Source organism: Streptomyces sp. NBC_00989 (assembly GCF_045162655.1).
GTDB lineage: Bacteria > Actinomycetota > Actinomycetes > Streptomycetales > Streptomycetaceae > Streptomyces.
On sequence record NZ_CP108728.1, the window covers coordinates 9,079,438 to 9,100,060 of the forward strand.

At 71.2% G+C, this 20,623-nt stretch carries 19 protein-coding genes and 1 pseudogene; 13 read left to right on the forward strand and 7 right to left on the reverse strand.

Annotated features, from left to right (window positions below; genetic code table 11):
• Positions 1-373 precede the first annotated feature (373 nt).
• Positions 374-937 carry a helix-turn-helix domain-containing protein gene (locus OG714_RS40770; protein WP_266767073.1) on the forward strand — a complete coding sequence of 188 codons (564 nt, stop codon included), beginning with the start codon at positions 374-376 and terminating at the stop codon, positions 935-937.
• Entirely contained in the window at positions 937-1,656 is a 720-nt protein-coding gene (locus OG714_RS40775; protein WP_406128692.1) for a helical backbone metal receptor, read from the forward strand. Before OG714_RS40770 ends, OG714_RS40775 begins: the two co-directional genes overlap by 1 nt.
• Here OG714_RS40775 and OG714_RS40780 read toward each other — a convergent pair.
• On the reverse strand, positions 1,583-2,692 hold the full coding sequence (locus OG714_RS40780; RefSeq protein WP_406128694.1) for a TDT family transporter: 1,110 nt from the start codon (positions 2,690-2,692) through the stop codon (positions 1,583-1,585). The two genes, OG714_RS40775 and OG714_RS40780, sit on opposite strands and share 74 nt — an antisense overlap.
• Before the next feature lie 70 nt (positions 2,693-2,762).
• Here OG714_RS40780 and OG714_RS40785 point away from each other — a divergent pair, with 70 nt between their 5' ends.
• On the forward strand, positions 2,763-3,686 hold the full coding sequence (locus tag OG714_RS40785) for a LysR family transcriptional regulator (protein ID WP_406128695.1): 924 nt from the start codon (positions 2,763-2,765) through the stop codon (positions 3,684-3,686).
• Here OG714_RS40785 and OG714_RS40790 read toward each other — a convergent pair.
• Both OG714_RS40790 and OG714_RS40795 read right to left on the reverse strand, forming a co-directional pair.
• Positions 3,683-4,375 (reverse strand): gamma-glutamyl-gamma-aminobutyrate hydrolase family protein, encoded by a 693-nt coding sequence (locus OG714_RS40790; RefSeq protein WP_406128696.1) that lies wholly within the window; start codon positions 4,373-4,375, stop codon positions 3,683-3,685. The two genes, OG714_RS40785 and OG714_RS40790, sit on opposite strands and share 4 nt — an antisense overlap.
• A gap of 81 nt (positions 4,376-4,456) precedes the next feature.
• Positions 4,457-5,191 (reverse strand): FadR/GntR family transcriptional regulator, encoded by a 735-nt coding sequence (locus OG714_RS40795; RefSeq protein WP_384159568.1) that lies wholly within the window; start codon positions 5,189-5,191, stop codon positions 4,457-4,459.
• An 85-nt stretch (positions 5,192-5,276) separates the two neighbouring features.
• On the opposite strand from OG714_RS40795, the gene OG714_RS40800 reads away from it, so the two are divergent.
• The 3 genes from OG714_RS40800 to OG714_RS40810 are packed head-to-tail and all read left to right on the forward strand — an operon-like array spanning position 5,277 to position 8,847.
• The gene (locus OG714_RS40800) at positions 5,277-6,647 is read left to right on the forward strand and encodes a glutamine synthetase family protein (RefSeq protein ID WP_406128698.1); all 1,371 of its coding nucleotides are present in this window, start codon (positions 5,277-5,279) and stop codon (positions 6,645-6,647) included.
• A gap of 11 nt (positions 6,648-6,658) precedes the next feature.
• Positions 6,659-8,068 (forward strand): aldehyde dehydrogenase family protein, encoded by a 1,410-nt coding sequence (locus tag OG714_RS40805; RefSeq protein ID WP_406128700.1) that lies wholly within the window; start codon positions 6,659-6,661, stop codon positions 8,066-8,068.
• A complete protein-coding gene (locus tag OG714_RS40810; RefSeq protein ID WP_019064934.1) occupies positions 8,065-8,847 on the forward strand; it encodes a 3-oxoacyl-ACP reductase in 783 nt (260 codons plus the stop codon). Before OG714_RS40805 ends, OG714_RS40810 begins: the two co-directional genes overlap by 4 nt.
• Before the next feature lie 83 nt (positions 8,848-8,930).
• On the opposite strand, the gene OG714_RS40815 is transcribed toward OG714_RS40810, so the two are convergent.
• Both OG714_RS40815 and OG714_RS40820 read right to left on the reverse strand, forming a co-directional pair.
• On the reverse strand, positions 8,931-10,133 hold the full coding sequence (locus OG714_RS40815; protein WP_406128701.1) for an amino acid deaminase/aldolase: 1,203 nt from the start codon (positions 10,131-10,133) through the stop codon (positions 8,931-8,933).
• Between the two features lie 2,605 nt (positions 10,134-12,738).
• Positions 12,739-13,008, reverse strand: a complete 270-nt coding sequence (locus OG714_RS40820) for a hypothetical protein (protein ID WP_406128702.1) — start codon at positions 13,006-13,008, stop codon at positions 12,739-12,741.
• A gap of 256 nt (positions 13,009-13,264) precedes the next feature.
• Here OG714_RS40820 and OG714_RS40825 point away from each other — a divergent pair, with 256 nt between their 5' ends.
• Both OG714_RS40825 and mycP read left to right on the forward strand, forming a co-directional pair.
• Positions 13,265-14,140: a hypothetical protein gene (locus tag OG714_RS40825; protein WP_406128704.1), complete on the forward strand. Its 876-nt coding sequence runs from the start codon at positions 13,265-13,267 to the stop codon at positions 14,138-14,140.
• Positions 14,140-15,327, forward strand: coding sequence for a type VII secretion-associated serine protease mycosin (mycP, locus tag OG714_RS40830; RefSeq protein WP_406128705.1), 1,188 nt, complete (start codon positions 14,140-14,142; stop codon positions 15,325-15,327). The genes OG714_RS40825 and mycP overlap by 1 nt, the downstream gene beginning before the upstream one ends.
• A 56-nt stretch (positions 15,328-15,383) precedes the next feature.
• On the opposite strand, the gene OG714_RS40835 is transcribed toward mycP, so the two are convergent.
• The gene (locus tag OG714_RS40835) at positions 15,384-16,379 is read right to left on the reverse strand and encodes a serine hydrolase (protein WP_406128707.1); all 996 of its coding nucleotides are present in this window, start codon (positions 16,377-16,379) and stop codon (positions 15,384-15,386) included.
• 150 nt (positions 16,380-16,529) lie between these two features.
• On the opposite strand from OG714_RS40835, the gene OG714_RS40840 reads away from it, so the two are divergent.
• Positions 16,530-17,264: an SseB family protein gene (locus tag OG714_RS40840; RefSeq protein WP_406128708.1), complete on the forward strand. Its 735-nt coding sequence runs from the start codon at positions 16,530-16,532 to the stop codon at positions 17,262-17,264.
• A 4-nt stretch (positions 17,265-17,268) separates the two neighbouring features.
• On the opposite strand, the gene OG714_RS40845 is transcribed toward OG714_RS40840, so the two are convergent.
• The gene (locus OG714_RS40845) at positions 17,269-17,640 is read right to left on the reverse strand and encodes a DUF1844 domain-containing protein (RefSeq protein ID WP_406128710.1); all 372 of its coding nucleotides are present in this window, start codon (positions 17,638-17,640) and stop codon (positions 17,269-17,271) included.
• Positions 17,641-17,979: 339 nt separating this feature from the next.
• Between OG714_RS40845 and infC the strand changes: the two are divergent.
• From infC to OG714_RS40865, 4 genes and pseudogenes are all read left to right on the forward strand, one after another.
• Positions 17,980-18,715: pseudogene (gene infC, locus OG714_RS40850) on the forward strand (translation initiation factor IF-3).
• Positions 18,716-18,822: 107 nt separating this feature from the next.
• Positions 18,823-19,017, forward strand: a complete 195-nt coding sequence (rpmI, locus tag OG714_RS40855) for a 50S ribosomal protein L35 (RefSeq protein WP_019065473.1) — start codon at positions 18,823-18,825, stop codon at positions 19,015-19,017.
• 102 nt (positions 19,018-19,119) lie between these two features.
• On the forward strand, positions 19,120-19,503 hold the full coding sequence (rplT, locus tag OG714_RS40860; RefSeq protein ID WP_406128712.1) for a 50S ribosomal protein L20: 384 nt from the start codon (positions 19,120-19,122) through the stop codon (positions 19,501-19,503).
• Between the two features lie 225 nt (positions 19,504-19,728).
• The gene (locus tag OG714_RS40865) at positions 19,729-20,577 is read left to right on the forward strand and encodes a TrmH family RNA methyltransferase (RefSeq protein ID WP_406128713.1); all 849 of its coding nucleotides are present in this window, start codon (positions 19,729-19,731) and stop codon (positions 20,575-20,577) included.
• Positions 20,578-20,623 lie beyond the last annotated feature (46 nt).

The following is a 20,623-nucleotide window of genomic DNA, read 5'->3' on the forward strand; positions in this document are numbered from 1 at the left end:
GCCCCACCGCACGTTCCCCCCTTCGCGCGGCGGGGCCCACCTTTGTCGGTGCCCCGATCCGGTACGAACAGGATCCGGCCAACCACATAGCGCTACGAAACCCCGCAATCAGGCCCGAGAGGTGAGCGGGAACACAGGCGACCGCGTACGCATTGAAGAGTAGAGACGAACTCTCGCGCCGATCGAGGGCCGGCGGGCCCTCGCACGGTGGCCAGAACTGTGACGTCCGATCGCACGCTGTGTGACGTGGATGTGACAGGCGCATGAAACGGTTTGCCGAACATGCGTAGGGTGCAGAGAACTCTTCAGAGACAGCTTCGGAAGAGGCTTCAAGGCAACTGCGGACCGACGAGCGAAGGAGGGAGCCGGAGCGATGGGCGACCACAAAGAACAGCCCCTTCGGGTGGGCGCGGCCGTACGGCGGCGGCGTCGCGCACTCTCTCTGACCCTCGCCGTCGTGGCCGAACGCAGTGGCCTGTCGGTGCCCTTCCTGAGCCAGGTCGAGAACGACCGGGCCCGCCCCAGCAGAAGCTCCCTGGAGAAGGTGGCCGACGCCCTGCGCACCACGGCCGTCGAACTCCTCGCCGCCGCCGACCCCGCGTGCAGCGTCGACGTCGTACGCGCGGAGGAACCCGAGTCGGCCGCGCCCCGGATGCGTTCCCTGGTGCGGGGGCACCACCAGCTGCACGCCTCGGAGTTCACCGGCGACCATGACGCCGGTCGCGAATTCCAGCACCGCAACGACGAGTTGATGTACGTCGCGGACGGCGCCGTCGAGATCGAGGCGGAGGGGCGTGCGTACCGCCTCGTACGCGGCGACACGATGTACCTCACCGGAGGCGTCCGGCACCGCTGGCGCGCGACCGTGCCGGACACCCGGGTGGTCGTGGTCGCGGTGGCCGAGCACATCGAGGCCGTCCAGGACCGCCAGCGCTGATGCGCGTCGTGTCCCTCGTGCCGTCCCTGACGGAGGCGGTCGCCGTATCGCTTCCGGGAGTCGTGGTCGGTGCGACGGACTGGTGCAGCCATCCGCGGGACCTCGATGTCACGCGCGTCGGCGGCACCAAGAACCCGAAGCTCGACCCGATCCTCGCCCTCACCCCCGACTTGGTGATCGCCAACGAGGAGGAGAACCGCGCTCCGGACCTGACTGCCTTGCGCGAGGCGGGAGTCGAGGTCCTGGTCACCGAGGTGCGCGACGTCCCGCAGGCCTTCCGTGAACTCGCCCGGGTCCTCGACGCGTGCGGAGCGCCGTCCCGCCCGCGCTGGCTGGACGAGGCCGAGCGGGCGTGGGATGAACTCCCGGCTCCCGCACGCCGGTTGACCGCCGTCGTCCCCATCTGGCGCCGTCCCTGGATGGTGCTGGGCCGGGACACCTTCGCGGGCGATGTGCTGTCCCGCCTGGGAGTCGACCACGCGTACGCGACGCACACCGAGCGCTACCCGCGCGCCACGGTCGACGAACTGCGGGCCGCGGCACCGGACTTGGTGGTCCTCCCGGACGAGCCGTACCGCTTCACGGCCGACGACGGCCCGGAGGTGTTCGCGGATCTGCCCTGCGCGCTCGTCAGCGGCCGGCACCTCACGTGGTACGGGCCGTCACTGGGCGAAGCGCCACGGGTGCTGGGCGCGGCCCTGCGAGCAGCGCACCGCTGAGCAGGCCGCGGGCCGTGTGCACGGCGGCGGTGGCCCAGGCGGCGACCAGCACGCCGTAGAGGACGATCGCGAGCCCGTCGTAGACGGCGAGGCCCGTGTGGCGGGACAGGGACTCGGCGCCGGTGACGCAGGTGCCGACCGGGAAGGTGAACGCCCACCAGGTCATCGCGAAGCGCATGCCGCGGCGGCGGGCGCGGACGACGTGCGCGGTGGCGAGGCCGAGCCAGAGCAGGGCGAAGCCCATGACGGGGACGCCGTAGAGGACGGCGAGGAGGGTGAAGCCCTGGGCGTACGCGGCGGGTACGGCGCCGGGGGCGAAGTCCGCGAACTTGCCCACGGCGGTGGTGGACTGGCCCAGCGGACCCAGGACCAGGAACAGCGTCGGGGTGAGCGCGAGGGGCAGCGGTCCGCCGGTGACGAGGCGGGCGAAGACCAGCGGCAGCATCAACAGGGTTGCCAGCAGGCTGAGTCCGAACATCGCGAAGCACGCGAGGAGGAGCGTCTCGCGGGGCTGCCCGGGCGGCAGGTGGGGCACGAGGAGCGGCCCGAGCGCGGCGGACACCATCGGCGCGACCACGGGCAGCAGCCACACGGGGGTCGCCTGCGCGGGGTGCACGCGATGCCGTACGGCCATCAGGTACGGGACGGCGACGGCCGCCGTGAGCCCGACGGCCGTACCGGCGCCGAACAGCACGGCGTCGAGCGCGACCGCCGCCCGGAGCCCGATCCAGTCCCGCCCGACGACCAGTCCGCCGCCGCCCACCGCCAGCAGGGCCATCGCGAGGCAGCCGTAGAAGGGGGCCATCGCCGGGTCGAGGAGGTGGGCGCGGGCCTGGTCGCGGTGGTGGGTCCAGTGCAGGGTGCGGGCGGCGAGCAGGGCCAGCAGCATCGCGAGCGAGAGGGCCCAGACGGCGGCGCAGGCCGTGCGCAGCCCCGGCAGGTGGAGCGGGAGCCCGGCACCGGCCGTGGCGACGATGGCGGTGCCCATGACGGAGGCGTACCAGTTGGGTCCGAGATGACGAACGGCGGTGACCATGCCTCCACCGTCTCGCCGACTGAGACACGCGACCAGGGAGTATGTGTCTATGGGGACATAAACTGGATTTATGAGCAACGGTGAGATGGATGATCAGCGGGAGGGGTCGATAGCGCACCGGGTGCCGGACCTCGGGGCGCTGGAGCTGTTGCTGGCGGTGGCCCGGCTCGGGAGTCTCGGCGGGGCGGCCCGTGAACTGGGGATCACCCAGCCCGCGGCCAGCAGCCGTATCCGCTCCATGGAACGGCAGCTCGGCGTCGCCCTCGTGGACCGCTCGCCGCGCGGATCGACCCTGACCGACGCCGGGGCCCTCGTCACGGACTGGGCCCGCCGGGTCGTCGAGGCGGCGGCCGCCTTCGACGCGGGTGCCCAGGCGCTACGGCACCGCCGTGACTCCCGGCTCCGCGTCGCCGCCAGCATGACCATCGCCGAGTACCTCCTGCCCGGCTGGCTCCTCGCCCTGCGCTCCCAACGCCCCGACACCGCAGTGTCGTTGCTCGCCGGCAACTCGACGACGGTCGCGGAACGGCTGTTGTCGGACGAGGCGGACCTGGGCTTCGTGGAGGGCCTGTCGGTGCCCGCGGGACTGGACTCCACGGTGATCGCCCACGACCACCTGATCGTCGTGACCGCCCCGACCCACCCGTGGGCCCGCCGTCGACGCCCGGTCCCGGCCGCGGAGCTGGCGGCGACGCCGCTGATCCTGCGGGAGAAGGGCTCGGGCACGAGGCAGGTCCTGGACACGGCGCTGGGCGGACTGGCCCGCCCTCTCATCGAGTTGTCGTCCACCACGGCCGTCAAGGCGTCGGCGGTGAGCGGAGCGGGGCCTGCGGTGCTGAGTGAACTCGCCGTGGGGGAGGAGCTGTCGATGCGGAGGCTGGTGCGCATCCCGGTCGAAGGGGTCACTCTCGCCCGGGACTTGAGAGCGGTGTGGCCCACGGGGCACCGGCCGACGGGACCGGCGCGGGAACTGCTCTCGCTGACGCAGGGCTAGCGAGCCTTCGCGGCCGCTTCCACCAACGCCCGCACCACCCGCAGGTCCTCACCCATCTCGGGATGCCACTGGACCCCCAACACCCAGTCGGCGGAGGCGAGTTCGACGGCCTCCGGGGTGCCGTCCTCGGCCCAGGCCGACACCGTCAGGCCCGCGCCCAGGCGGTCCACGGACTGGTGGTGGAACGTGGGGACCGAGGTCTCCTCCGGTACCGCCGACGCGTACAGGGTCCCCGGTACCGGCTTGACCGGGTGGCTGCCGAAGACGCCCGGCGTCTCCGCGTGGCCGTCGATGTGCTGGACGAGGGTGCCGCCCACAGCGACGTTCAGGAGCTGCATCCCTCGGCAGATGCCCAGGACGGGGATGCCCGCCGTCAACGCGGCCTCGATCAGGGCCAGTTCCCAGGCGTCGCGGGCGGGGGCGGACGGGCCGGTGCGGGGGTCGCGCTCCGCGCCGTAGCGGATCGGCTCCACGTCCGGGCCGCCGGCGATCACCAGGGCGTCGAGGCGGGCCACGGTGGCCGCGGCGTGCTCGGGGGCGTCGGGGGGCAGCATCGCGGCCAGGCCGCCCGCGCGCTGGACGAGGCGCGGGTAGCCGGCCGGGAGGAGGGCCGCCTCCAGCTGCCAGGTGCCCCAGCGGGCGCCGGCCTCCAGGTACGTACTGATGCCGATCAGCGGCCTGCCCGTCATGCGTTCCTCCGCGCGTTGTGCGACTTGAATGGACTCCAGGGGAACCATTGAGTCCCTTGAACTACCCCGCTGGTCAGGCGGTCACGCCAGGAACCCGCGCAGCAGTGCCGCCGTCCCCGCGCAGTGCTCCCGCATCATTTCCCGCGCCCCGTCCGCGTCGCCGTCCAGCACCGCCTCGACCAGCGCGATGTGCTGCCGCTGCGAGTGCTCCAGGTTGCGGACGAGGAGGGGGATGCAGTCGAGGAGGTCGTTCACCGTGGCCCGTACCGCCGCGTACTGCGCGGTCAGGGTCGGTGAACCGCACAGCTCGGCCAGGGTCAGATGGAGCAGGGTGTCCAGGCGGCGGTAGTCGGCGAGCGGGGCGTCGTGCGTGCGCGCGAGGGCGTCCCGCAGACGTCCCGCCTGTTCGGACGTCAGGCCGTGCGTCGCGCACAGGCCCGTCGCGCCGACCTCCAGCACCTCCCGGAACCGCAGCACGTCCTCGATGTCGACCGCGCTGATCCGGCGCCGCAGCTCGTCCTCGCCGCCCGCGTCCGACTTCGGCAGGACAAAGGTCCCGCCGTAGCGTCCGCGCCGCGACTCCACGAGGCCCTGGTCCTGCAGTACCTTCAGAACCTCGCGCAGCGTCACCCGACTGATCCCGAGCCGCTCGGCCAGTTCCCGCTCGGCCGGCAACCGTTCGCCCCCCGGCACCAGACCCAGCCGTACGACCTGCAGTATCTGTTCCAGCGCCTCTTCGAATCCGTTGCCCGCCCGCACCGGCCGCAGTACCGGGGTCAACCGGTCCTCAAGCCCGTTCTCCGCATCCAGCGACATATGGCGGCACCCCCTTCCCAAGCAATGGTTCTCCGCAATACCTTATGGCTTCCGGCTGACCGTAGAAGCCGAAGGAGGCTTTCCCGTGGCAGACCGCACACCCCCACTGAGCGTCGAGGAACTCCAACGCCTCGTCGCCGGTGGTGAGATCGACACTGTCGTCCTGGCCTTCCCCGACATGCAAGGGCGGCTCCAGGGCAAGCGGTTCGCCGCCCAGTTCTTCCTGGACGACGTCCTCCGGCACGGCACCGAGGGCTGCAACTACCTCCTCGCCGTCGACACCGAGATGAACACGGTCGACGGCTACACCATGTCCTCCTGGGAGCGCGGTTACGGCGACTTCGCCATGCACCCGGACCTGTCCACCCTCCGCCTCGTGCCCTGGAACGCGGGCACCGCCATGCTCATCGCCGACCTCGCCTGGAACGACGGATCGCCGGTGGTCGCCGCACCCCGCCAGATCCTGCGCCGCCAGCTGGAGCGCCTCGCCGAGCACGGTTTCACCGCGCAGGTCGGTACGGAGCTGGAGTTCATCGTGTTCAAGGACACGTACGAACAGGCCTGGGACGCGGGCTACAAGGGGCTCACCCCGGCCAACCAGTACAACATCGACTATTCGGTGCTGGGGACCGGGCGCATCGAGCCGCTGCTGCGCCGGATCCGCAACGACATGACGGTCGCCGGCCTGACCGTCGAGTCCGCCAAGGGCGAGTGCAATCCGGGGCAGCACGAGATCGTCTTCCGCTACGACGACGCCCTCGTCACCTGCGACCAGCACGCGGTCTACAAGACCGGCGCCAAGGAGATCGCCTCCCAGGAGGGCGTCTCGCTGACCTTCATGGCGAAGTACAACGAGCGCGAGGGCAACTCCTGCCACATCCACCTCTCGCTCGCCGACGCCGACGGCGGCAACGCCATGGCGGGGTCCTCGGACGACCCCGGGGGCATGTCGGAGGTCATGCGGTACTTCCTCGCCGGGCAGCTCGCCGCGCTCCGCGACTTCTCGCTGCTCTACGCCCCGAACATCAACTCGTACAAGCGGTTCCAGCCGGGTTCGTTCGCGCCGACCGCCGTCGCCTGGGGGTACGACAACCGCACCTGCGCGCTCCGCATCGTCGGCCACGGCCGCTCCATGCGCTTCGAGAACCGGCTGCCCGGCGGGGACGTGAATCCCCACCTGGCGGTGGCGGGCCTTGTCGCGGCCGGGCTCTACGGCATCGAGCACAAGCTGGAGCTGCCGGAGGCCTGCGCGGGCAACGCCTACAGCGCCGACTACGCGCACGTCCCCACCAACCTCCGCGAGGCCGCCGAGCTGTGGGAGAACAGCCCGATCGCCAAGGCCGCCTTCGGCGACGAGGTCGTCGCGCACTACCGCAACATGGCACGCGTCGAACTGGAAGCCTTCGACGCCGCCGTCACCGACTGGGAGCTGCGTCGCTCCTTCGAACGTCTGTGAGAGGTCCTTCGTTGTCCTACGAGCTTGAACTCCAGGTGCTCAACCCCGCCACCGAGGAGGTCGTCGCCACCGTCCCCGCCGCCACCGCGGCCGACGTGGACGCCGCCGTCGTACGCGCCGCCCGGGCCCAGGCGAAGTGGGCCGCGCTCCCACCCGCCGACCGGGCCCGGCTGCTGCGCCGCTTCGCCGCCGCCGTCGACGAACACCTCGAAGAACTGGCCCGGTTGGAGGTGCGCGAGGCCGGGCACACGATCGGCAACGCGCGCTGGGAGGCCGGCAACGTCCGTGACCTGCTCGACTACGCGGCCGGGGGAGTGGAGCGGCTGACCGGCCGGCAGATCCCGGTCGCGGGCGGCCTCGACATCACGATCCTCGAACCGCTGGGCGTGGTGGGCGTGATCGCGCCCTGGAACTTCCCGATGCCGATCGCCGCGTGGGGCACCGCCCCGGCGCTCGCGGCCGGCAACGCGGTCATCCTCAAGCCGGCCGAGACGACCCCGCTGACCGCGCTCCGGCTGGCCGAACTCGCCCTGGAGGCAGGCCTTCCCGAGAACCTCTTCCAGGTCCTCCCCGGCCACGGCCCGGTCGTGGGCACCGCACTCGTCGAGCACCCGGGCGTCGCGAAGATCGTGTTCACGGGGTCAACGGCCGTAGGCAAACAGGTGTTGGCGAAGGGCTCGGAACTCCTCAAGCGCGTCACCCTCGAACTCGGCGGCAAGAGCCCCAACATCGTCTTCGCCGACGCGGACATCGAGGCCGCCGCGGCAGCCGCCCCCATGTCCTTCCTCGACAACTCCGGCCAGGACTGCTGCGCCCGCACCCGCATCCTCGTCCAACGCTCGGTCTACGACCGGTTCCTGGACCTCCTGACCCCCGCCATCGAGGCCGTGACGGTCGGCGATCCGGCCGACGAGAAGACGGACATGGGACCGCTGATCTCCAAGGTCCAGCTGGAGCGCGTCCGTTCGTACGTCACGGACGACCTCGGCGGCATCCGCGGCAAGGCGCCCGAGGGCCCCGGCTTCTGGTTCCCGCCCACCGTCGTCACCGGCGTCGACCCGCACGCACGCGTGGCCGTCGAGGAGGTCTTCGGCCCGGTCGCCGTGGTGCTCCCCTTCGAGGACGAGGCGGAGGCGGTGGCGCTGGCCAACGCCACCGACTACGGCCTCTCCGGCTCCATCTGGACCCGTGACGTCGGCCGCGCCCTGCGCGTCTCGCAGGCCGTGCGGGCCGGCAACCTGTCCGTCAACTCCCATTCCAGCGTCCGCTATTGGACCCCCTTCGGCGGCTTCAAGCAGTCGGGGATCGGCCGCGAACTGGGCCCGGACGCGCTCACCGCCTTCACCGAAACCAAGAACGTCTTCATCAGCGACGTCTCCACCAGCAGCGTCTCGACCAGCACGGAGGGCCCCGCACAGTGACCTCAGAGATTGTTTGCCGGCGACTCGTCGGCCGTACCGCCGTCATCACCGGAGCAGGCAGCGGCATCGGTCTCGCCACCGCGCGCCGGCTCGCCTCCGAGGGGGCCAACGTCGTCTGCGGCGACATCGACGAGACCCACGGCAAGGCGGCGGCCGACGAGGTCGGCGGGCTGTTCGTGAAGGTCGACGTCACCGACCCCGAGCAGGTCGAGGCGCTCTTCAAGGCGGCCTTCGACACCTACGGCAGCGTCGACATCGCCTTCAACAACGCGGGCATCTCACCGCCGGACGACGACTCCATCCTCGACACCGGCCTTGAGGCCTGGAAGCGCGTCCAGGACGTCAACCTCACGTCCGTGTACCTGTGTTGCAAGGCCGCCATCCCGTACATGCGCCGCCAGGGCAAGGGCTCCATCATCAACACGGCGTCCTTCGTGGCGAGGATGGGCGCGGCGACGTCGCAGATCTCGTACACGGCGTCCAAGGGCGGTGTCCTCGCCATGTCCCGTGAACTGGGCGTGCAGTTCGCCCGCGAGGGCATCCGCGTCAACGCGCTGTGCCCGGGGCCGGTCAACACCCCACTTCTGCAGGAGCTGTTCGCGAAGGACCCCGAGCGCGCCGCGCGCCGCCTGGTGCACATCCCGGTCGGCCGTTTCGCGGAGGCGACCGAGATCGCCGCGGCCGTGGCCTTCCTCGCGAGTGACGACTCGTCGTTCGTCAACGCCGCGGACTTCCTTGTGGACGGCGGGATTTCGGGGGCGTACGTCACGCCGATGTAGGCGCGACACCGATACGGCGACGGCGGCCCGGAACAACTTCCGGGCCGCCGCGCTTTTTTGTGGGTTCGTTCACTGCCGGTCCGTCAGAGGAACGTCATGCCCTCGCCGCGATAGGTCGGGACGGTCGAGGTCACCGCGTCGCCCTCGATCAGGTGCAACACGTCGAAGCGCTCGCACAGTTCACCGGCCTTGGCGTGCCGGAACCACACCTTGTCGCCGATGAGGAGGTCGTCGGCGGGGGAGCCGAGCAGCGGCGTCTGTACCTCGCCGGGCCCTTCCTGGGGGTCGTAGCGCAGGCCCTCCGGGAGGTACGGCACCGGGAGCCGGTCGGGGCCCGGGGCGCCGGAGGCGGGATAGCCGCCGCCGAGGACGGTGACGACGCCGACGCCCGGGCGCCGTACGACGGGATGGGCGAAGAGCGCGGCCGGACGGCCCGTGAACGACGTGTAGTTGTCGAAGAGGCGCGGCACGTACAGCCCGGAACCGGCCGCGATCTCGGTCACCGCGTCCTCGGCGGCGGTGTGCTGCACACTGCCGGTGCCGCCGCCGTTGACGAACTCCAGGTCCGGCACGACTGCCCTCACCGCACGCACCACTTCCGCGCGCCGCTCGGCGAGTTCGCGCTTGGCGGTGGCCTGCATCAGCCGGATCGCGCGGGAGCGGAACGGCCGCCCGGCGACGGAGTCACCGACGCCGGCGATATGCCCTTCGTAGGCCATGATCCCGACGACCTTGAAGCCGGGGCGACGGGACACCGTCCGTGCGATGTCGGCGAGTTGGGCGGGGGTGCGCAGCGGGGAACGGAGCGCGCCGACACGGACCCGGCCGCCGAGCATCTTCAGCGAGGTGTCCAACTCCAGGCAGACGCGGATGACTTCGGTGCCGCCGTCACGTGAGTCGTCGATGAGTTTGAGCTGGGCAGGGTCGTCGATCATCACGGTGACGGCGGAGGCGAGCTTGGGGTCGTTGGCCAGTTCGCCGAAAGCGGCGTGGTCGGCGGAGGGGTAGGCGAGGAGGACGTCCTCGAACCCGGAACGGGCGAGCCACAGCGACTCGGCGAGGGTGAAGGACATCAGGCCCGCGAAGCCGTCCCTGGCCAGGACCCGTTCGAGGAGGGCTCGACAGCGGACGGACTTGCTGGCGACGCGGACCGGCTTGCCACCGGCCCGGCGGACGAGGTCGTCCGCGTTGGCATCGAAGGCGTCCAGGTCGACGATCGCGAGTGGGGCGTCGAGGTGGGCGGTGGCCCGGTCGTAACGGGCCCGGTCGGCGGCGCGCGCAGTCATGAACGCAGCCTGCCAGACAGGATTACCGCAGGGTAGGGGGACGTTCCGGGCAGATGCCCCGGGGGCATGGACTGGTTCCCGTTCGCGAGGGGTCAACCCGTAGAGTGACGCGCACGCACGGAGGAAACGCCGCCGGTCGTTCGACCGCGCCCGGGATGGCGGTCCGCCGCCGCGGGTATGCGTGCTCGGGACGACTTTGATTTTGTGTCGTGCCGGGTGAGAGCGGGGTGGACGCCGGTCCGTATACGAGCAGGGGCAGGACTACACCGGCCCGCATACGAACAACGGTGGCCCGGGTACGAGGAAACGGGGGGTGCATGAGCACGGAAGCGCGACGCGCCCCCGGACCGGCGGGACCGATGGGATCAGTGGGTTCGGTGGGGTCGACGGGCTCGGTGAGTCCTGTGAACTCGGCGAACGGGACGAATTCGGGGAACGTGACGGACTTGGCGGGGCGGCCGCCGGCCGATGATGCAACGGGCGAGGACTTGGACCGACCACATTCTGGTGCTGTGGGGGATTCGGGGACGACGGGGCCGTCAGGGCTGACGGGGGCGACGGGGACTTCCGGGATGGCGGGGGCTTCGGGGGCTGGGCCGGGTGCCGCGTCGGGTTCTGCTCCGGCTTCGGGTCCGGGCTCTGCTCCGGGTTCTGTTTCTGCTTCGGGCTCTGTTTCTGGTCCGGTCTCGGGTTCCGCTTGGGGGCCCGTCCCGGGTTCGGGTTCCGGCTTGGGTCCGGCCTCGGGGGGCACTCCGGGTTCCGCTCTGAGGGGTGGACAGGGGACGCCGGGTACGCCCAACAGGCCTGGTGCGTCGAGTACTTCGAGTTCGTGGGACGCGTGGAGTGCGCCGGGGATGCCGGGTACGCGGACGAACGGTGGGTCGTCGGACCGGCGGCCCGCTTCGGGCGCCCACGCGAAGGGGCGACGGGCGGCGGGGGATGCGCCGCGACCGAGCGACGGTACGGGTGTGTCGGGCTCGGGCAACTCCGGGGCCGCGGGGGTTTCGCGAACTGGGGGAGAGCCGTTCTCGCCGGGGTCTGACGTGCCGTCGCGTGGGGTGGGTTCCGGTACGGCGTCGACGGGGAGTGGGAACGCGGGCGGGGGCGCCGGGTTCGGCACGGGGTGGTGGGACCGCGGTGACGGGAGGCGTACGGCGCCGCAGAACGGCGGTTCCGATGCGGGCGAGGTGTTCCGGGGGAACGGCCCCGACGCGCGTACCGGGTCCCCGGGCAACGGGTTTGACGCCGGCGCGGTGTCTTCGAGCACCGGCTCCGATCCTCGTACCGCGTCTCAGAACGGCGGCTCCGGTGGTCGTGATGCGTCCGGTTCCGCGCCGGTGTCCTCCGACGGGCGGCCACGTTTTCCCGGCCTTCGGCCTTTCGCACCCCGTGCGATGGACCCCGTGAGCCCACCGCCTCCTCCAGCCTCGGCACGCTTTCCGGACACCCCGCCCGGTCCGGCCGGCGAGGCTCCGCCTCAAGCGGCCGAGCGGCTCGGTCGGGACTCTGCTCGCCAGGCGACGACTTCCGGTCCGGCGACTCCGCCGCGCCCTGACGGTGAGCCTCCGCGTGAGCCGTCCGACCCGCAGCGCTATGTCCCCACGCGCCCGGGAACGTCCGCCGACCCCGCCGCCTCGCCGGGTTCGGCGGCGGAGGTTCCGCGTCAGTCATCCGACTCGCAGCGCTATGTCCCGACCCGGCCGGGGACATCCGCCGACCCGGGCACCCCGACGCGCCCTGCGAACGAGGCCCCGCATCCGTCGTCCGACCGCCCCCGCCAGGACTCGACCCGTACGCCAACGTCTCCTGGCCCTGTGACTCCGCCGCGTCCTGAGGGCGAGCCTTCGCGTGAGTCGTCCGACCGGCAGCGCTATGTCCCCACGCGTCCGGGGACGTCTGCTGGCTCCAGCACCCCGCCCGGGCCGACGGCCAAGCCTCCGCTGCGGCCGTCCGACTGGCCCGGCCAGGACTCGAACCACCCGGTAACGCCTCCCGCCCCGGCGACTCCGCCGCGCCCCGCGGCCGAGCCTTCGCGTGAGTCGTCCGACCGGCAGCAGTACGCCTCCACCCGTCCGGGGACCTCTGCCGACTCCGGTACCCAGTCCGGTTCCGCGGCCGAGCCCCCGCGTGAGCCGGCCGACCGGCTCGGCCAGGATTCGACCCGCCCGGCAGCACCTCCCGGCCCGGCGGCTCCGCCGCGCCCCGAGGCCGAGCCTCCGCGTGAGCCGTCCGACCGGCAGCGCTACGTCCCGACCTGTCCGGGGACATCTGCCGGCTCCACCACCCCGCCCCGCCCCGCGGCCGAGCCCTCGCCTCAGCCGTCCGACCGGCTCCGCCAGGACCCCCCTCGCCCGGTAACACCTCCCCGGCCGCCAACCGAGCCTCCGCATCAGGCACCTGACCGGCAGAGCCCCGCTCGCCCGTCGACTCCCCCCTCCAGCCCTGCCCCCGAGCCTCCCTCGGAGTCCACCGATCGGCTCCGGCCGGACACCCCTTGGCGAGGCGAGTCGTTCACGGATCCCACGGGCGGCGCGCCCACCCGTGGTGTGTGGTCGCCCTCCGGTGGCAACGCGCCCTATCCCGCCGACACTCGGCCGGCTGACGCTCACCCCACCGCGCCGTACCCATCCGGCCCCCGTCCGACCGACGCCCGCCCCGCCAGCCCCTCCACATCCGGCCCCGGCGCCTCCGCGTCCGCCGCGAAGAGCTCCACCGTCGACGACACCGACGCCTGGTCACCGGCCGCTCCCAGCACGCCAGTTGGGCCCACCGGCGAGGACGCCACCGCCTGGTCACCGGCCGCTCCCAGTAGCCCAGCCCCAGCCAGGCCCGCCGCCGACGACACCCGCGCCTGGCCATCGGCAGCCTCTGGCACCTCAGCACCGCCCACAGCCCCCGACGACACCCGCGCCTGGTCAACGGCCGCCCCCAGCAGCCCAGTCGGACCCACCACCGACAACACCGACACCCGCCCCTGGTCAACCCCCGCCCCCAGCACCCCGGTTCACCCAACCCCCCACACCCCCGCCTGGACCCCCTCCACCCCCGGCACCCCCACCCGCCCCGCCTCCGAGATGCCCCGCCCCGCTCCCAACTCCAGCCCCGACCCCGCCTTTTCCTGGAGTGCGCCCATGAGTCCCGGTGAGGGGCGGCCGGTTGTGTCGTTCGGGGAGCCCGAGGGGTACGACGAACGGGTGCGGGCGCGGCCGTTGGGGGCGCGGATTCGGTCGCGTACCGCCGCTGTCGGAGTCTGTGTCGTGCTCGGTCTCGGGCTCATCGGCGGTGCGGTGACCGGGAGTTGGCTCACCGGGGACGACGGGGTGGACAACAGCGCGAGTGCGTTCGTCACCGCCGGGCAGTTGTGGCACAGCGTGCCCGTCGACCAGCTGTTCCCGCCCACGGTGCAAGGGCAGGGGGCCGGTCCCGGCGGCGCCGACCGTACCTGGACGCGGATCGCGGTCGCCCCGGACACCGGCTGCGCGAACGCCTTCGACCCGTTGCTGCGGGACGCCCTCGCCCCCGTCGGCTGCCAACGGCTCCTGCGCGCCACTTACACCGACGCCACCCAGAGCTACGTCACCACCGTCGGCATCCTCTTCACCAAGGCCGACATCGCCGCGATGACCGCCCTCTCCACCCGGTTCAAGAACGAGAAGCTCGCCAACCGGAGCGACCTCATGCCCCGCCCCTACGCAGCCAAGGGCACTCTCGCGGCCACCTTCGGCGACAAACAGCGGGCCTCGTGGACCGTCTCCGTCCTCACCGACGCCCCCGTCGTCGTCTACGCCGTCTCCGGCTGGGCGGACGGCCGTAAGGTCGACGCGCCCGAACCCGCCGACGAGGCCGTCACGTCCGGCAGTACCACCGCCCCATCCCAGGCAGGCCTCGGCAACGAGGCGCAGGGTCTCGCCGACCGCGTCGAGCGGAGCCTGCGCAAGACCGTCGACTCGCCCTCCGGGACCTCGACGACCGCGACGGCCTCAGAGAGCTCGGAGAAGAAGTCCTGATGAGCGTCACCGTCCGCCGGGCCGGTCTGCTGAGCGCCCTCCTGGCCGCCTCCCTCGCCCTCGTGCCGTCCACCGTCGCGCACGCCGACGGCATACGCGCCCAGGAATGGGCCCTGGACGCCATGCACACCCAGGAGGCCTGGCAGACCACCAAGGGCAAGGGCATCACCGTCGCCGTCCTCGACACCGGAGTCGAGGCCGACCACCCCGACCTCAACGGCAACGTCCTCACCGGCAAGGACATGGTCGGCTTCGGCGCCAAGCCGGGCGACCGCGCCTGGGCCCGGCACGGCACCGCCATGGCCGGCATCATCGCCGGCCACGGACACGGCCCCGGCGACACCGACGGCGTCATCGGCATCGCCCCCGAGGCCAAGATCCTCCCCGTCCGCGTGATCCTCGAAGACGGCGACTCCGCCCGCGCCAAGGCCCGCACCACCCGCGGCAACGCCCTTGCGGACGGCATCCGTTGGGCCGCCGACCATGGCGCCGACGTCATCAACCTCTCCCTCGGCGACGACTCCGCGTCCGCACACCCCGAGCCCGCCGAGGACGAGGCCGTGCAGTACGCCCTGAAGAAGGGCGTCGCCGTCGTCGCCTCGGCCGGCAACGGCGGCGAGAAGGGCGACCACGTCTCCTACCCGGCCGCCTACCCGGGCGTGATCGCCGCGACCGCCGTGGACCGCTTCGGCACCCGCGCCTCCTTCTCCACCCGCCGCTGGTACGCCACGGTCAGCGCCCCCGGCGTCAACGTCGTCATCGCCGACCCCGACCACAAGTACTACGAGGGGTGGGGGACCAGCGCCGCATCCGCCTTCGTGTCAGGGGCTGTTGCGCTCATCAAGGCGGCCCACCCGGGGCTGACGCCGGCCCAGATCAAGAAGCTTCTCGAAGACACCGCCCGCAACCCCCCGGCAGGCGGCCGCGACGACTCCCGTGGTTTCGGCTTCATCGACCCCGCCGCCGCCATCAAGGCCGCCGCCGCCCTCAAGCCCGCGGGCCTGAGTTCCGCCGCCTACGGCAAGAAGTACTTCGGCTCAGGACCGGAAGCCGCCAAGACCGACAGCAGCACATCCGACTGGGCGGGCCCCCTCGCGGGCAGCGTCGGCGGAGTGCTCCTCGTCGCCGCGGTCGTCCTGTGGCGCGGCCGGCGCCGACGCCACGGGGTCTTCTCAACGCAGGTGTGAGCAGGGGCAGTCGGTCGGAGGGAGCCGCCGCTCCCGCTCCGGAACGGGCGAGCTGGTCAGTCCGTCGCGGACGCCGAGGCCGCCGTAGCCGAGTCGCTGCTCTTACCGAACGCCGCGACCCCCGCCTTCGCCGCCGCCTCGATCAGGGAGATGCCCTTGGTCTGGGTCGTGCTGCCCTTCGACAGCACGGCGACCAGGTACGTGTCGCCGTCCGTGCCGGTCACCCGGCCGATGCTGTTGACGTCCCACAGCCCGGTCGTGCTGCGCGCCAGCCAGCCGTTCTTCAGCTTCCACCGCGAGCCGTCGGCTGCGGCCGACACCCCCCACTGCTGGTCCGCTTCTATCTTCCCCATCAGCCCCTGGATGTACGACTTCGAGGCCGAGCTCAGCTTCGAGTCGTCCCCGAACACCTGCTGGAGCAGGGTGAGTTGATCCGCGGCCGTGGTCTGGGTCAGCCCCCAGAGCGGGCCGTCGCCACCCGTGGTGCCCGTCAGCCCGAACGTCTTGTTGGCCGCGTCGAGCCCGTCCGCCGTGCCGATGATGTTCCACAGCGCTGTCGCGGAGCCGTTGTCGCTGTTCTCGATCATCGTCGTGGCGTACGACTTCTCCGTCGCCGTCAGCTGCCGGCCCGCGTCCTGCGCCTGGAGCAGCAGCGTCGCGAGGATGTCGACCTTGACGATGCTCGCCGTGTCGAAGGCGGCGCTGCCGTACGTGGCGCTCTCGCCGGAGGTCAGGTCGAGCACCGCGACCGACACTTTCTGGTCGCCGGCCGGGGTCACCGACTTCATCGCCTTGGCCAGCAGCGCGTCGTAGTCCACCGTCGGCTGCGTCACAGGTTCCACCGTCGCCTCCCGGCTGCCCGACGCCGACGCGGAGGCCGACGGCGCCGCCGCCGACGATACGACGCCGGAGTGCGCGTGTGCCTTCACATAGACGGTTCCCCCCGCCGTAGCGCCCACGACGGCCACGGCGGCGAGGGCGATGTAGGGGAGCGGGCGGCGTCGGGAGGAACGCGCGCGGTGGTTTCGGCGGGCGGCTCTGGAAGACTCCATGCACGCGATGCTGGTGGCGGCGACTGTGCGACACGTGAGACGAAAGTTAGATGTCTGTCAACGGTGTCTGAGAAACGTGTGAAAGCTGTGTCCCCCGCGTTTCAGGACCCGCACAAGCCCTGCAGCATCCCCCCGATAGGGTCGGTCACCGTGGCGAACAAGAACATTCCCGACTCCGGCTACTCCGACGACGACGGCACGGCAGACCCCGCACTGGGCGCGGCGCTCGCTGCCTGGGCCGAGGACCGCACCGCCGTGGGGCCCGTCCTGGAGGCCCTCACGGGCGCCCGGCTGCTCGTGCCCGTGGTGGCCGTGCTCGGCGAAGTCGAGGAGGACGAGAACGGGCTGCGCCGCGAGAAGACCAGCGACATGGCTGTGCCCACGCTGAAGGCCGGTGGCCGGACCGCGCTGCCCGCCTTCACGTCCACCGACTCGCTGGCCCGCTGGGACCCGGCGGCCCGGCCCGTGGCCGTACCGCTGCACCAGGCGTTGCAGGCCGCCGCGCACGAGAAGGCGGACACGGTGGTGCTGGACCTGGCGGGGCCGGTGCCCTTCGAACTGTCGGGGCCCGCGCTGCTGGCGCTCGCCGAGGGGCGTACCAGCGTGGACCCGCTCACCGATCCGGCGGTCGCGGAGGCGGTCCGCGCCGCGCTCACCCACGTGCGCGGGGTGCTGCGCGCCTACCTCGGCCCCGGCCGGGGTGACGGCACCCTCGCCCTGGTCTTCGAGCCCGCCGTACCGCACGCCGCCGGCATCCACGCGGTCGCGCGCCGGCTCGCGGCCGAGGACACGCTGAGGGCCCGCCTGGTGCACGGCCTCGACCTGGCCGTTCTGCCGGCCGGGACGACGCCTCCGGGCGAGCCCTTGTACGTACGTATGGGATGAGCCGCTAGCCGTAGACGGGGCCCGTGTACTTCTCGCCCGGGCCCTGGCCCGGCTCGTCGCGGACGAGGGACGCCTCGCGGAAGGCGAGCTGGAGGGACTTCAGGCCGTCGCGCAGCGGGGCCGCGTGGAACGAGCTGATCTCGGTCGCGCTCGCGTCCAGGAGGCCGGCCAGGGCGGTGACCAGCTTGCGGGCCTCGTCCAGGTCCTTGTACTTGTCGCCCTCGTCGGTCAGGCCCAGCTTCACGGCGGCGGCGCTCATCAGATTCACGGCGACCGTCACGATCACCTCGACCGCAGGGACCTCCGCGATGTCGCGGGCCATGGCGTCGAAGTCGGGGGCGTCGGCATCGGGGGACTCGAAGGGCGTGTCACTCATGCCCCACACGATAGGGCCCGGTGTACGGCGGTTCGCACCACCCCCGGGGAGCTGCTAACCTTGTGTGATGACCGGCCAGGCACTGCTGTGCCCGGCCAACAAGTGGAGGCTCCGATCTCCCACCTGACTGTCCTCACGGACGGCGGGTCACCCCGGTCAGGCGGTCACCATCGTTCCGTACGGACGATGGAGTCGCCCGATATTGCGCCCCGCGATCATCGCGGCGGTGCTCCGGCAGTGTTTTGGAGCCCCGTCTTGTGATCGTCCGGGGCATTTTTTGTGTTCCGGCGCGGTTAGGTCTGTCTACCAAAGACAAACGCGGCCGTCCGCCAGATGGCCGTGTGGTGCTAACCGAGGAGGATCCATCAGCACCGAGCCCCGTATCAACGACCGGATTCGCGTTCCCGAAGTGCGACTTGTCGGTCCGAGCGGCGAGCAGGTCGGAATTGTTCCGCTTGCCAAGGCCCTTGAGCTTGCGCAGGAGTACGACCTGGACCTGGTCGAGGTTGCGGCGAGTGCACGTCCGCCGGTCTGCAAGCTCATGGACTACGGGAAGTTCAAGTACGAGTCGGCCATGAAGGCCCGTGAGGCGCGCAAGAACCAGGCGCACACGGTCATCAAGGAAATGAAGCTCCGGCCGAAGATCGACCCGCACGACTATGACACCAAGAAGGGTCACGTCGTCCGGTTCCTGAAGCAGGGCGACAAGGTCAAGATCACGATCATGTTCCGTGGTCGCGAGCAGTCCCGGCCGGAACTCGGCTACCGACTGCTGCAGCGTCTCGCCACGGACGTCGAGGACCTCGGGTTCGTCGAGTCGAACCCGAAGCAGGACGGCCGAAACATGATCATGGTTCTCGGCCCGCACAAGAAGAAGACCGAGGCGATGGCCGAGGCCCGTGAGGCCCAGGCGGTCCGCAAGGCGGAAGCGAAGGCCAACCCGGGCAAGTCGCAGAACGCCGCGGAGTCCGAGTTCGACGACGAGGGCAGCGTCAACGAGGAGATCGTTGACGAGGGCGACGTCACCGAGGTCGAGACCGTCGAGGCCCCGGCCGAGGCTCGCGCCGACGCCTGATCCCAGGACGCCAGTCCGGGGATGTAACCGAAACAAGAGCGACGCTCCACCCGTGCCCGGTTTCACGACCGGGCACCGGAGCGCCACCGACGAGGAGATACGGCGCTATGCCGAAGAACAAGTCGCACAGCGGTGCCAGCAAGCGCTTCAAGATCACCGGCTCCGGCAAGGTGCTCCGCGAGCGTGCCGGCAAGCGCCACCTGCTCGAGCACAAGTCGTCCCGTGTGACGCGTCGCCTCACCGGCAACGCCGAGATGGCCCCGGGCGACGCCAAGAAGATCAAGAAGCTTCTCGGCAAGTGACGTACGCGGCGCTCCGATTGAGCGCCGTACGTCTGGACCGGGACCCCATCGATTCCGGGCCGTGTGAGTCCAACCACGGCCCCGCTGCAAGGAGTTAAACAAGTGGCACGCGTCAAGCGGGCAGTCAACGCCCACAAGAAGCGCCGGGCGATCCTCGAGGCCGCCAAGGGCTACCGCGGTCAGCGTTCGCGCCTGTACCGCAAGGCCAAGGAGCAGGTCACCCACTCGCTGGTCTACAACTACAACGACCGCAAGAAGCGCAAGGGCGACTTCCGTCGGCTGTGGATCCAGCGCATCAACGCCGCGGCTCGCGCCAACGGCATCACGTACAACCGCTTCATCCAGGGTCTGAACGCGGCGAACATCGAGGTCGACCGCAAGATCCTCGCGGAGCTGGCCGTGAACGACGCCAGTGCGTTCGCTGCGCTGGTCGAAGTTGCGCAGAAGGCTCTGCCGAGCGACGTCAACGCGCCCAAGGCTGCGTGACGCTGCGCCGGCTTGAGCGGTGACTTGAAGGACCCGCAGGTTTTTGCCTGCGGGTCCTTTGTTGCTGGCCGGGCCCGGTTCGTTGTCGGGTGCGGGTTCGCTGTGGCTGGTCGCGCAGTTCCCCGCGCCCCTAAAAACGCGCAGTTCCCCGCGCTCCTGAAGAACGCGCAGTTTCCCGCGCCCCTGAAGGACACGGTCGGCCTGAGATTGAAGGTGAAGCGGAGTATGTCCCCGAACGGTCCCGAGCTCATCTCTCCCCGTTCCTCTCGTGTCGTCGCCGCTCGGCGGCTTGAGCGGCGGAATTTTCGGAGTAAGGAGCGGCTGTTTCTGGCCGAGGGGCCGCAGGCTGTACGGGAGGCAGCCGGGTACAAGGACACGCTCGTCGAGTTGTTCGCGACCGTTGAAGCCGCGGAGCGGTACGCCGACATCGTCAGCGAAGCCCGTGACGCCGGCGCCCGCGTGCACCTCGCGGACGAGCAGGTCATCGCCGATATCTCCACGACCGTCACGCCGCAGGGGCTGGTCGGGGTGTGCCGTTTCCTCGACACTCCGTTCGAGGAGATCCTCAAGGGCCGGCCCAAGCTCGTCGCCGTGCTTGCCAACGTGCGGGATCCCGGGAACGCCGGCACCGTCCTGCGGTGCGCCGATGCCGCCGGGGCCGAGGCCGTCGTACTGACCGATGCTTCTGTGGATCTGTACAACCCCAAGGCCGTACGGGCCTCCGTGGGGTCTCTGTTCCATCTGCCCGTCGCTGTCGGGGTGCCCGTCGAGCAGGCCGTGGCCGGGCTCAAGGGGATCGGGGTGCGGATTCTCGCCGCCGACGGGGCCGGGACCGACGACCTCGACGACGAGCTGGATCAGGGGACCATGGGCGGGCCCACCGCCTGGGTGTTCGGGAACGAGGCGTGGGGGCTTCCGGAGGAGACCCGGGCGCTCGCGGACGCCGTCGTGCGGGTTCCGATCCACGGGAAGGCCGAAAGCCTGAACCTCGCCACCGCCGCCGCCGTATGTCTGTATGCGTCGGCGCGTGCACAGCGTGCCTCCGGAGGGTGCCGCTCTGTCACCGGCAGCTAGTAGGGTGACCAGCTCGGGGGCCACCTGCGCCGTATGAGAAGAGGTG

Coding starts and splice junctions, on each gene's coding strand:
- OG714_RS40775 (WP_406128692.1), top strand. CDS start 937: ATGCGCGTCGTGTCCCTCGTGCCGTCCCTGACGGAGGCGGTCGCCGTA.
- rpmI (WP_019065473.1), top strand. CDS start 18,823: ATGCCGAAGAACAAGTCGCACAGCGGTGCCAGCAAGCGCTTCAAGATC.
- mycP (WP_406128705.1), top strand. CDS start 14,140: ATGAGCGTCACCGTCCGCCGGGCCGGTCTGCTGAGCGCCCTCCTGGCC.
- OG714_RS40790 (WP_406128696.1), bottom strand. CDS start 4,375: ATGACGGGCAGGCCGCTGATCGGCATCAGTACGTACCTGGAGGCCGGC.
- OG714_RS40770 (WP_266767073.1), top strand. CDS start 374: ATGGGCGACCACAAAGAACAGCCCCTTCGGGTGGGCGCGGCCGTACGG.
- OG714_RS40785 (WP_406128695.1), top strand. CDS start 2,763: ATGAGCAACGGTGAGATGGATGATCAGCGGGAGGGGTCGATAGCGCAC.
- OG714_RS40835 (WP_406128707.1), bottom strand. CDS start 16,379: ATGGAGTCTTCCAGAGCCGCCCGCCGAAACCACCGCGCGCGTTCCTCC.
- OG714_RS40865 (WP_406128713.1), top strand. CDS start 19,729: ATGTCCCCGAACGGTCCCGAGCTCATCTCTCCCCGTTCCTCTCGTGTC.
- OG714_RS40825 (WP_406128704.1), top strand. CDS start 13,265: ATGAGTCCCGGTGAGGGGCGGCCGGTTGTGTCGTTCGGGGAGCCCGAG.
- OG714_RS40815 (WP_406128701.1), bottom strand. CDS start 10,133: ATGACTGCGCGCGCCGCCGACCGGGCCCGTTACGACCGGGCCACCGCC.
- OG714_RS40795 (WP_384159568.1), bottom strand. CDS start 5,191: ATGTCGCTGGATGCGGAGAACGGGCTTGAGGACCGGTTGACCCCGGTA.
- OG714_RS40780 (WP_406128694.1), bottom strand. CDS start 2,692: ATGGTCACCGCCGTTCGTCATCTCGGACCCAACTGGTACGCCTCCGTC.
- OG714_RS40845 (WP_406128710.1), bottom strand. CDS start 17,640: ATGAGTGACACGCCCTTCGAGTCCCCCGATGCCGACGCCCCCGACTTC.